7 protein-coding genes are annotated in these 12549 nt (G+C 50.0%); 6 read left to right on the top strand and 1 reads right to left on the bottom strand.

What is annotated here, in order from left to right; genetic code table 11:
- Positions 1-27 precede the first annotated feature (27 nt).
- From PHH49_05610 to PHH49_05600, 3 genes are all read left to right on the top strand, one after another.
- The gene (locus PHH49_05610; protein ID MDD5488419.1) at positions 28-453 is read left to right on the top strand and encodes an NUDIX domain-containing protein; all 426 of its coding nucleotides are present in this window, start codon (positions 28-30) and stop codon (positions 451-453) included.
- 3 nt (positions 454-456) lie between these two features.
- The gene (locus PHH49_05605; protein ID MDD5488418.1) at positions 457-1080 is read left to right on the top strand and encodes an HAD hydrolase-like protein; all 624 of its coding nucleotides are present in this window, start codon (positions 457-459) and stop codon (positions 1078-1080) included.
- A gap of 209 nt (positions 1081-1289) precedes the next feature.
- Positions 1290-9308 carry a hypothetical protein gene (locus PHH49_05600; GenBank protein MDD5488417.1) on the top strand — a complete coding sequence of 2673 codons (8019 nt, stop codon included), beginning with the start codon at positions 1290-1292 and terminating at the stop codon, positions 9306-9308.
- A 61-nt stretch (positions 9309-9369) separates the two neighbouring features.
- Here PHH49_05600 and era read toward each other — a convergent pair whose 3' ends face one another.
- Positions 9370-10263, bottom strand: a complete 894-nt coding sequence (gene era, locus PHH49_05595; GenBank protein MDD5488416.1) for a GTPase Era — start codon at positions 10261-10263, stop codon at positions 9370-9372.
- Between the two features lie 147 nt (positions 10264-10410).
- On the opposite strand from era, the gene mgtE reads away from it, so the two are divergent.
- From mgtE to PHH49_05580, 3 genes are all read left to right on the top strand, one after another.
- A complete protein-coding gene (gene mgtE / locus PHH49_05590; protein MDD5488415.1) occupies positions 10411-11793 on the top strand; it encodes a magnesium transporter in 1383 nt (460 codons plus the stop codon).
- 86 nt (positions 11794-11879) lie between these two features.
- Positions 11880-12071, top strand: a complete 192-nt coding sequence (locus PHH49_05585) for a hypothetical protein (protein ID MDD5488414.1) — start codon at positions 11880-11882, stop codon at positions 12069-12071.
- Positions 12072-12173: 102 nt separating this feature from the next.
- The coding region (locus PHH49_05580) for a hypothetical protein (GenBank protein ID MDD5488413.1) at positions 12174-12549 on the top strand (376 nt) is incomplete at its 3' end.

Genomic DNA, 12549 nt, shown 5'->3' with positions numbered 1-12549 from the left:
TTCCTGGCTAACCAGGAGGAGAATATCGTGAAAGAACATTTTGCCGCTGGCGGAGTGGTCATAAAAAAGGAGAGAGGGCGCCCCCGGGTGCTTCTCATAAAGGATCGCTACGGTCGATGGACATGGCCCAAGGGACATCTTGAAAAAGGAGAGACGCCGGAAACCGCCGCTTTGAGGGAAATAAAGGAAGAGACCGGCCTGGAGGATATAACTATTGAGACCTTTATCGGCAGGCAGGAATATCACTATATCCTGCGGGGGGAGAAAGTGCATAAGGTGGTGGATATCTATCTCGTCAGGTCTTCCGCGCGGCAGAAACTCGTACCGCAAAAGGGTGAGGTCGAGAAAGCGGAATGGTTCTGGCCCGAAGAAGCCGTAAGCAGGATAGAGTACGCCGGAAGCGCGGAACTCGTGGCTAATGGTATAAAAGCGTTCAAGGAAAGGTTCTGCTGACATATGGGTAAAGAAAGGCCTGGCGTCATATTCTTCGATCTGGGCAACGTCATTGTCAAGGTGCATGAGGATAAGCTCGAGGAGGGATATTCGCGCCACGCGAAATTCAAACCCGGGGATATCCTGGAATATTTCCGGACATCGCGCGAGGTGAAGTCATATGCCGAGGGCAAGATCTCTTCGTCCCAGTTCTTTGCCCGTACACGGAGGCGTTTCAGGATGGACGTCAAGTTCGGTGAGTTCTATGGAATATGGAACGGTATATTCTCTCCTGAGCCGGGAACGGAGGATGTGATCCGGGGGATAAGAAGCGCGTACCCGGATGTTAAGCTTGTGCTGGTGTCGGATACGAACGAAGCCCATTTCGAATACATAAAAGTCACTTATCCGGTGCTGAACATGTTCGATGGATATGTCCTGTCGTACAAGGTCGGCAAACTGAAACCACATCACGCCATGTTCACCGAAGCCTTGAGGGTCGCCGGCAGTAAGCCCAGGGATTCGTTCTATACGGATGATAGGGAAGACCTTATCGCCGCCGCAAGGGTTATGGGTATAAAAGCATTTGTGTTCGTGGACGCGCCTACCTTAAAAAGAGACCTTTCCAGGCTCGGTTTTGACCTCTGATCGCTCGAAATTACTATCAAATAGGGGTTACAGGCTGTAAAAAATACAAGAGGAACCCACCAAATCGTTAGTCTACAAAAAAGCTGGATATATACATTTTGAATATCCGGAACGATAGGGTATATTTATAAGTGTATGTTAAAGTCAAGAAAAGCATGATTTTCACAGGTAAGTAAAAAGTTTTAAAAAGATAAAAATAGGGGGCAAAAATGAAGATCTCAAAATGTTTTCTGCTGGTAGCTCTGCTGGTGACCTTTTTTACGGGAACCCTGTTGGCGCAGACGGTCGGGAGCGCGGTTGCGATCGATCCCGATGATGAGTTGTTGCCCTTGAAGGGGATATCGATATTACCTATTTCCGGGAATAAGGTCGCGATAAAAATAGCGCTTAAGGACGCGCTAAAAAGGGATTGGAATTTCGATAGCTACGGCAGTACATCCTATTCCCCGACAACATGCACAGGCGGGAGCGTTAAAGAGGTGGTGGATCTAGGCGGGGGAAAGTATAAGGTCAACGCGGTCTTGACCTTTTCCCGTACTTCACGCGATCCCTGGTATATTGATTATTACGGTGAGAACGGGTACACGTATTCTTATGAGGAAACGGTCGAATATATAGTCGACGCGAAAACGTTGAAGGTCAATAGCCTGACATATGCCCCCGATAGCGCATATAACGGACAGAAGATCACGGTCACCCCCGGAAGAGAGTTGAGAACGAACCATAGGGAGACAAAAACAAGCTATTATTCCTATATCTACGACCTCAAGGCGGTCACGCTTCTCAGCAAGAGCGGTCAGAGGACGGAAGAAAAAGGCAGGACTTACAGTATCACAAAATACGGCACGACCGAATACAGGAGCACAATGACGTGGAGCAGGAAATATGACAGTGAAGGCAAATACCCCACCAGTTATGTCTCTCTGTCCGAATCTTACAGGAACGGCGTAAAGACCAGTTCGTACAGACAGGAGATGACCTATTCGGCGGGAGGGTACGCCAAAGAGTCCGTATATTCATATGAAAGCGTTTCCGGGTCCAACACATACACCGGCAGCAGCCGGGAAGTATACAATGAGAAGACCCATAACCTGGAACTGTCCGAAGGTAGTTCAAGGACGATAAGTAACGGGGTCGTGATATCGGAAAGCCGCTCAGTTTACAGATATGATCCTGACAAGCTCTGGACGGTAATTTCAGGGTTCTATGAATATAAGACCCTTGATCGCGCGAAGAACATAATGGTGTCCCGGGGTTCAGGATACCTGTACGATAACGGTAAGCTGGGCATGAGCTATTCTTTTAACGGGGCGTATGGACCGGGAAGCGCCGTGCCTTCGTCCATGAAGGTGGTCATAAAGGACGCCGAGGGCAGATCCTTTGAATATGGGCTGGTCTATTCCGTAAGGGATGACGGGCTCATAGAGATAACCGTTACATTGCCGGCGTCCATGCCGCAGGGGTTCCATCCCAAAAGACTGGGACAGGACATCCTGATAGACAGGCCGGAGGAGATAGGAGACCTGCATACTTTCAGCGTGAATTTCACGGAAGCGTTCGGAAAGATGGAAAAATTCATTCCCGATCTCGATAATGTGGAGATAGTGGACTGCCAGTTCGCCGACGACCTCAGTGTGGATTCAATAGATATCATATATAAAGATACTTCCTATAAAGCTTTTTACGGTGATGACGGGGAATGCCGGAGCGTGTTGGCGGATCACGATATGGACGGGGATATAGACGACGAGGATGGTGCTCGCAGGCAGGAAGTGCTGGACGCTTCCGGCATAGAAGCGATAATACCGGACCTCGACGCTGTATTCCTCTGGTCGGTACATTACAACGAGGACGGTGAGGCGGATGAGATAGGGATAACGTACAATGGGGAAGAGTTCCTTTATACGTTCGAGGAGATAGCGGATATGACAGGCGCTGTCCTGGCCGCCAAAGAAGAGGTCGACTGGATGGTATATGATGAGAGCGAGAACGAATACAATTGGTATTATGACGGAGGAGTGGTCGAGGACTACATAAAGCTTATTGGAGTGGAGAAGCAGGAGGACGGGGAATACAAAGTGCTTGTCGGGGTCGACGACATAGAGTTCACGCTGTATATGTACAGTTACTCTTATAACGGCGGGAAACGCTGGTATGTCAGTAACGTGGAGGTCTCTTTTACCGGCGCTGATTATCAGGCGCTTGTGAGGGCGGAGATCGCGGCGTTGTTGAACTGTGATGCCGAGGATGTTGTTATCGAGGACCCGAGTTATTGGGGTTTTCTATATAACAGAACGGAGGGAACGATAAGCTGGAACGCTTCCGTTATAAGCGAAAAAGGTTATATATACCTGTCAGGTGACTATGATATCGCTACGCAAAGTGCCGGAATGGAACAGCGTACGGTTGATGGGATAAACGCCGTAAAGGCGGATGTGGCCTTGAACCTTGGTGTGACGGAAGGGGAGGTCAGGATCGTACAGGCATACTCCTATAGCCAGGTCACGGCTGTAGCCAACGACATATATCTTACGTATACGGCCCAATATGCGTACCGATCAGGACAGCAGTATATAACATACTCACTGTCCATGGCCGTGGTCGATAATGTTGAACTTTTGCAGCCGGCGAAAGATTTCATCTGCAGATCAAATGATATAAGCTCATATGATCTTAAGGTCGTGTCATACTCGCTTGGGGACCACGGGGATATCCTTTTTACGATGGAAGACGCTGAAGGAAATACATACACCGCGAGCGTGGATATCGCTACAGGGAAGATAATATTGACGGACCCTGACCATATCCAGGCTGAGAAGATCGTCGCTGACGACGCCCAGGCGCGTGATTGGAACCTGGACCTTATGGAGGAAATATACCCGGGTGAGGATTACCAGAAAAAGGCATGCAAGGAGGTATCCATACTGTCCATAAAGGAACAGGAGGATGGCACTCGTCTTGTAACGGCCAGGGTAAGCCTGGACAATAACGGGTATACGGAAACGAGGCTAGTGGAATATGTGGTGGATATCGCAAGTGGTAAATGCATATCGATAACGGTAAACGCCTGGCCGACCATGACAATAACAAGGGAAGGGACCAATAAAGAGGTGATCACGTTCGAGCGTTCCGGATATGATTGCAAGGTAACGGTCACATATAACAGTAGCGGGACCAGGTATAAACAGGAAGGCGTGTCCAGCCGTGAATACACGGCGTATGATGGTACCGTAACCACGGAGGCCACTACATGGCTGAGATATTTCAATTATAACACCGATCTCCCGACCTCTTGCTACAGCAGGATGGAGAAGAAGGAAGGGGACGAGGTCGTCGAGACGAAAGAGGTAAGAAGCGCGTATTTCCCGGATGGGACGATGTCCAGTTGGTCGGAGAAGACCATGTGCTACAAGGATTACTATATCGGTAACGGGGAATATCAGGAGCGGAAGGTCATAACGGACGAATCCTTCAGCTATTACCAGGAGAGCGGCAGGATGAGTTCCGAATATACAAGGGAGATAACCAGGGACGAGGACGGAAGGACCATGTCGGAAAGTTACAAGAACGCCAATTACAGCGAGACGGGACAATACACGTATCTGTACCAGTACGATTATGAGAATTACGCGAACGGTAAGAGGGAATTCTATAACCTGCGGAGCATATATATCAACAGCTATTCGGGAGAGCGGGAAGACAGGTACGAGAACCTCAGGTACAATGAAAAAGGCGTCATGACCAGTGAATACAGGACAGCCACCAGAAAGAGCGCCGAAGGAATAACGCTATATAGCTATTACTGCAACGCCAGGTATGATGACGACGGCAGGACCCAGTACCTGGACAGCTATACCAATTATTACTGGGCCAACGGCCGGCTCAAGAGCTCGTATAGCAATGATGTATACGAGAGGTCTGTTTATGATAGCACGACCGGGGAGTATGTAAAACATGTGGTGACCGAGAGCTCTTCCAGGAGCTTGTACGAGAACGGCAGGACAAGTTCCGAGAGCGCGAGCAGGAGAGTGGTCCATGAAAATGGCGTAACGGTCGAGAATTATAACAAGAGCATGAGGGGGGATGAGAACGGGAACATCACCTACCTGTCCGAATATGAATATACCTACTATCCGGACCGTTCCCAGAAAAGCTATTACAGGAGGGATATCAATACCGGTTCCGATGGCCGTGTGGTGGAGTCGAAGGAAGAAAAGAAATGGAACGAGAACGGAGATGTGATATATGAAAATAATTACGAGAGGGAAAAGAACGCCGATGGCGTGGTCGTCAAGGAATACTCAAGAACGGCGGAATATGACGAGCAGGGCGCATGTACTTACCTTTATCTTAACAGTGTGACCAGATACGACAACGGCCGGGACAAAAAGCGCGTGAGGGAGACCATATCCACCTCTTCAAGCAGTTCCTACCGGGATGTTATGTATTCCGAGGACACATATAACGAATCCGGCAGAAGAACGGCCCACCTCTATAAACACGATAACTGGGCCAGCAACGGTATCAAGACATCCCAGCAATATGAAAATTCACGCTGGGACGATAAGGGCGCGCTTGTATACACTAACACCAAGAACGTCTCGTGGGGTTCGGATGGTAAGCTCAGGAGCGTTACGGAACGTCTTTGTGACGTGGATTGGGATACCGGGATAAAACGCGATGAGGAACACAGGGCCTACTATAATACGGCCGGTGTCATCACGAGCAATAGCGAGAACTCTTCGTGCTATGACGCCAACGGTGACTGGGTGTACTCGTGTTCCCTTACGGAGAATTACTCGAACGGTATTCTCGACAGGATATACGCGAGCATGTACGTTGTGTCGGAGAACGCGTACGGATATTACAGCTCGAAGTATTACCGCGTGACCTATGATATAGAGGACGGGAGCGTGGTCTACACCCATGTGTTCGGGCCGGACGGCAAGGAGATAGAGGAACTCAGCGGTGATGGTTACACGAAACCATCGGAGATAGTGGAGAACATGGGCCTGGATATAGCTACGCGCCAGGTAGAGCTTGTGGATGTCGATCAGGACGGGGATATAGACGCGGACGACCTGTATTTCATGAAGAACCTGGTGTCGGCGCCGGTCGAGATAACGGAAGACATGATAAATGACGCTTTCAGCGGAAAGGGCGATATAAACGGGGACGGAAAGACTGATTACACGGATAAGACCCTGGTGGCGTACATCGACGATATATACGCCAGCTCCTCATACAGGGCGAACATAACCGACGGGATGATCGCCAGGGCCGATATAACAGGCAGCGGGTACAGCGGGGACCAGGTAGAACCGGACGGGGCCATAAACTCGAATGACTACTATGCGCTTTATAACCATGTCGCAGGCTATAAGCATTATGACTGGATAGAAGAGGAAGTAGGCGGTTACGCCAGGGGAGACGTGGATATGGACGGGGACATTGACTGGGATGATGTCTATCTGGTAAACACCGCGAGTTACATGGCAAGCCGGAAGATCACGACCGATATGCTCGCCAAGGCCGATCTCGACGGTGACGGTATCGTAAGCTATGATTCGGATTACAAGATCATACAGACATATGTGGACTATATAACCGACAACTATTATATGGAGTGGCCCAGCAATTCGCAGTTGGAGCTGCCTGAGGGGTTTGGTACGGACAATTGGGTGTCACAGAACGGTACGGCGTCCGAGTGGGGAGGTTTCGCGGCCCAGTCCGGGCCTGTGGCGGCGGGAGAAAGTTCGTTCATGGAAAAGGTCGTAACGTTCGACCAGGATTCAGACCTTTCGTTCATGTGGAAAAAGAGCGGGTACAGTACCGATAAGCTCAATGTCTACATCGACGGTGTCCTGGAGGCTACGGTCGATACCTCTTCCAGCAACTGGAATGAGGTCGTCTTGGCGGTCGCGGCCGGGACGCATACGATAAGGTGGGAGTATGACAGGACCGCCTCTACTTATGGCAATTATAATTACGCGTGGGTGGACGATATAAAGATCAACGGAGAACTCCTCGATAATTTCGAACCCGACATGAAGAGCCGGGTGCTCGAGTTCTTCGCGAACGCTGACATGAATGATGATGGCGTGGTGAACGCCGCGGACATAGAGATCGCGATCGATACGATAGGCATGGCCTTAGTGGCCAAAAGGGCGAAAGACGAGGTCGATTACCTGGTCTACGATGCCGATGAAAGCTATTCGTCAAACGCTGAGATGGAAGACTATATAAATATCTCCCTTATAGAGGAACTTGATAACGGTAATTATGGCGTTATCATCAATGTCGGGGACATCGAGTTCACCATAGAGATAAGGGGCGCGGACGACTATAGTTTCAGCTTCTACAGCGTGGACGAGACGATAAGGGATACTTCCGGTTTTTATGAGGATACCGTGAGGGCGGAGCTTGCGGCACTTCTGAACTGTGACCCGAACCTTGTATCCATTGATCCGCCGCATGGATCTTTCCTGAACGTCACGGACGGCACACTGGATTGGGATGCCCGGATAGTGGTAGAAGGGTACGGTACATGCTATCTGGACGGTGTGTATTCCATGTCCGAACACGACGCTACGGTGAACGCGCGGCTAGTGAACACGATCAATGCCGCGAAGAACGATGCCGCGGATAGGCTCGGCGTGGATGTATCCGAGGTCAAGGTCTACCAGGCCAGCGGATATAACACGAAGGTCGCGGCGGGTGGACTGGTCATAGGCTATTCGTTCAGTATTGACTATAATACCGATGAAGTGACGGAGACCAGGATAGATTCCATAACAGGCGCTTCCGGCACGGATCTTTTGCGGGCTGCCAAAACATATCTTGAGGGCCTGTTGTATAACGGGTCTTCTGTCAACCTGGAATGTACGTCTTATGCCTTCAACGATGACGGCGATCTGGTCATCACATTCGATAACGATGGTGAAGAGGTATCCATCGTTATGTCGCCTGAGACCGGAGGGGTAGTAAAGAACGCAGAGGACCTGGAGGCCGATATGGCCATAAAGGCGCGGAGGGCCATAGACTGGATAGTGTCCGATGATGATGAACCTGCCTATTGGTATTCACCGGACCCGATAGAGGATTATATCGAGCTCATAGATATCGTACAGCTTGAGAACGGTAATTACATGGTGGAATGCAAGGTCGATGACCTGCATTTCAAGGTTGAAGTGGGTGCGACACTTAATATCGCGGGATACTACAACTGGACGCTTAAGAACGCGGGTATGATGGATGAGGCGGGTAATCTCCCGGGTAAGTATGTGGACGCGATAAAGGACCTCTTGAACTGCTCAGGGGAAGATATAACCTTTATCTATGACGAGAATATCTCCTATTCGAGCCAGGACGTTTATGACCGTTCTGACGGCCTTGTGTTCTGGCAAGTCAAGGTAAAGACGGGCGACTACAGTTACATGTATATAGACGGGGCATACGACATAGCGACCATGGATCCGGGGATTGAAAGCTCGATATTGGCCCCGGTCACGGCCGTAAAGGAGGACATGGAAGAGAAGGGTATAGCGAACGAGGATATCGTAATGATCTACGCATCCACCAGTAGCTGTACCGCCAAGGCGAACGGTCTGGAGTTCTACTTCCGGATGAACTATACCTATAAGTACGACTATGAGAAAGGAACATATATTTACACCATGACCAAGGTCAATCTTGCGGGGCTCGAGAACGCGGATGGGGTCGACCTTTATTATGACGCCAGGAAATTCGCGGCCACGGAGATGGGGACCACTTACTATAGCGGGCTGGAATGCACGGATTATTCGCTTACGGATGACGGTAAGGTGACGCTTACCTTTACCTATGGCGACCAGACGCAGTCGGTCGATGTTGATACTGAGACCGGAGAAGTGACTTTGCCCCAGGAGATCGTCGTGGAGAGGATGGGCGAGATGGTCATGCTGGATGACGACATGGAAGACGCTCCGGAAGCGGCGGAAGTGGAAACGGCGATCGTTACCATGCCGGAGACGGTGTCCGACGATACCGGGCTCATGTCCGCGGGTACAAGTATCATATATACGAGTACGGTCTCGGTGCCCATCGGTTCCGCTAACCCCAGCATAGAGAAAGAACTCGAGAGCAAAATGGCGGCCCATGTCGAGTCCTCAGAACAGGCCGACCAGAGCGGATCCAGGGAACAGCTAGAAGTGGACGCTGAACTGCAGAAACCTGGCGTGGTCGAATAATAACGACGTATCCATATGTATAGAAAAAGGCGCTTCAGTACCCTGAAGCGCCTTTTTATCGTCAGGAATAACCTAGTTCCCTGAGACTGTTAGGGTCTTTTTTCCACTTTTCCTTTACCTTGACCCACAGGTCCAAATGTACGCGGGAGGATATAAGGGATCCTATCTCTTTCCGGGCGGTCTGTCCTATTTTTTTTATCATGGCGCCTTCTTTGCCCACGAGTATGGATTTCTGCGAGGCGCGTTCCACGAATATCGTGGCGAACACCTTCACGGGTTTTTTGCCTTCGGAGGGAACTATTTCGTCCACTACCACCGCTACGGAATGAGGTATCTCCTCGTATGTGAAAAGCAGGGTCTTTTCCCTTATTATCTCCTGTATGCAGAAGCGGTTATCTTTGTCAGTCAGTTCGTCCTCGGGATAAAGGAACGGGCCTTCCGGCAGGTATTTCTTTATGGTCTTCACGAGATGGCCAAGGTCTTTATCCTTGAGGGCGCACATAGGTACGATCTCGGCAAATGGGTAGATACCGGTGGCCTTGTCTATGAGAGGTAACAGGAGTTTCTTATCCCTTACCTTGTCCACTTTATTGATCACCATGAGGACCTTTTTGCCGGTACCCGCGTCAGGGAGCTTTTCCACTATACGCATATCGTCGGAGTTGAACGCTATACCGGCCTCGGTCACGAAAAGGACGATGTCACATTCAAGTATAGATGATTCCGCCCTGGTGAGCATGACCTTGCCCAAGAGGTCATGCGGCCTGTGTATGCCCGGAGTGTCGGTGAATATTATCTGGGCGTCCTCATCGGTATAAATGCCCTTGATATTATCCCGTGTGGTCTCGGGTTTTTCCGTGACTATGGCGAGCTTTTCCCCGAGAAAACCGTTAAGCAAAGTGGATTTCCCTACGTTCGGCTGGCCTGTTATCGCTACAAAACCGGATATTGTCATAGCAGTGATTATATAATAAAGCCCGCGCGTAGGCAAGATAAAGGCTGAAAGATAAAATAAACATTGGCAATTCGGCTTTTAATCGTATAATAATTATATTAACAATCGTGAGAATATATATCACGCCCGGGGAATGGGAACCACACCATGAACGAACATACACACAAACATAAGAGCGAAAGGACCGTAAGAAAACGGGAGGAAAGGATACGTTTTTTTGAGGATATCCTGGCCCGGGAGAACGACGGCAATATCGCTCCCATACTTCAGGATATGTCGCCGGAGGACATCGCCGAGATCCTGGGAGAGTTCTCCGCCGAGGAAAAGGTCCGCATATTCAAGCTGCTCAATGAAGAGAACGCGGCTGTAGTACTTGACGATACGGACCCCCAGTCCAGGCTGCAGATACTCCAGAAAATAGACAAAAATACGCTGGCAAAGGTGCTTGACGTTATGCCTGTGGACGAGGCCGCTGATGTCGTGGAGGATATGCCCGAGCACAAGAGGGAAGGTATCCTCGACCTGATGGAAGAGGATGACGCCGAGGATGTCGAGGAGATCCTCAGCTATCCCGAGGATAGCGCCGCGCGCGTAATGAACCCTGAATTCGTTTCCGTGAGCGAGGATTCCGATGTAGAGGGGGCGATAAACAGGATCAGGGGCATGGAGATAGATGAGGATTTTTTCTATGTTTATGTTACGGACGCCATGGACAGGCTGAAAGGTACGATAAAGGTCATCAAACTGCTTACGGCCCCCAAGGGTACCCTTGTAAGGGACCTCATGGAAACGGATATATATTCCGTTCCAGTCGACGAGGACCAGGAAAAAGCCGCTATGGTGATGAAAAAATACGATCTTTTCTCCCTGCCGGTCGTGGACAAGGATAACAAGCTGGTCGGGCGCATAACCGTAGATGACATAATGGACGTTATTGAGGAGGAGAGCGGAGAGGATATCAGCCGCATGACCGGTACGATAGAAGCGGAACATGGTACGGAGACCACCATAAGGGCCACAAGTAACAGGTTGCCGTGGCTTATAAGCTGTATGCTCGGCAGCATAATCACCGGACTCGTTATAAGGACGTTCCAGGTCACCCTTACGGAGATGATAGCCCTGGTATCGTTCATACCGGTGGTTACGGCCACAGGGGGGAATTCAGGCGTGCAGGCCTCGACCGTTGTCGTACGGGAGATAGCCCTGGGGTATATGGACCTGGGGAGGGTAGCGGAAGAGCTATGGAGGCAGTTCAAGATAGCCCTGGGATTGGGGATCACCTGCGGTATAGTGCTTTCCGTGATAGTCAATTTCATGGTGAAGAGCAGTCTGGTAGGGGTGATAGTCGGGACATCTATTTTCCTTGTGGTGATCTGGTCTAATTTCGTAGGGGTCATGACACCCGTTATATTCAAGAAGATAAACATAGACCCCGCGCTTGCCTCCGGACCGCTCATAACGACCTTGAACGATATAATAGGGGTTTTCATATACCTCAGCATAGCCACGGTATTCTTGAGTAAATTCTGAACATATGGTACAGGTTGACACGGCGAAAAGTGTCGTGTTATACTCGGGTTTTTCACAACGTTAATCATTCCTGGAGGTGTTCTAAAATGAAGAAGATCATCGGTCCCCTCGCTGGCGGGGTAATAACGCTCATTGGCCTTATACTTCTTGTCGCGTGGTGGTATGAGTTCGTTTTCCTTGTGCGGGGGGTACTGCCGGTGCTCCTTATCACCGGTGGGGTCATAGGCATAATATCCGGTTTCTCAGAGATGAGGGATACGGCCAAGAATAAGTTCTGAACACGTAGTATATTCATTCATATGCGGTCCGGGAAAGGGTATATGTTGTCCAATGCGCGCGCGATAACTATGTTATTACTGCCGTCGCTGTTACTGTCGTTAATGACGGCGGGGTGTTCGCCGTCCGGGGCGGAACTTGATAAAAAAGTACTGGGTTATGATCCCGGGTTCAAAACGCAGATAGAGAAACGGGACTCGATAAGGCGCGAGATAAGTTCCTACAAGAATGTCAGGAACAAGAAGGTCTCGGAGATAAACAACGCAATAGCCGTGCTCAAGGAAAAGAAGGCGTCGGCGGAAAAAGAATATCTCGCGCAATCGGAGACCGCCAGGCGCAAGATCCAACCGGACATCAGGCAGCTTGAAAAGGAACTGATGGAGGCCAGGAGCGGGTACCGGATAAAGGACCTTGAGCTGAACGACATCATGAAGGATATAAAAGAGATAGAGGCGCTTCTTGGCAAGAAAGAGAACCTGT

This window comes from Candidatus Omnitrophota bacterium, from assembly GCA_028715965.1.
Classification (GTDB): Bacteria; Omnitrophota; Gorgyraeia; order Tantalellales; family Tantalellaceae; genus JAQUQS01.
The sequence above is the reverse complement of the archived record's forward strand: the minus strand, read 5'-3'. Positions and strand labels throughout refer to the sequence as shown.

Coding starts and splice junctions, on each gene's coding strand:
- PHH49_05600 (MDD5488417.1), top strand. CDS start 1,290: ATGAAGATCTCAAAATGTTTTCTGCTGGTAGCTCTGCTGGTGACCTTT.
- era (MDD5488416.1), bottom strand. CDS start 10,263: ATGACAATATCCGGTTTTGTAGCGATAACAGGCCAGCCGAACGTAGGG.
- PHH49_05605 (MDD5488418.1), top strand. CDS start 457: ATGGGTAAAGAAAGGCCTGGCGTCATATTCTTCGATCTGGGCAACGTC.
- PHH49_05585 (MDD5488414.1), top strand. CDS start 11,880: ATGAAGAAGATCATCGGTCCCCTCGCTGGCGGGGTAATAACGCTCATT.
- mgtE (MDD5488415.1), top strand. CDS start 10,411: ATGAACGAACATACACACAAACATAAGAGCGAAAGGACCGTAAGAAAA.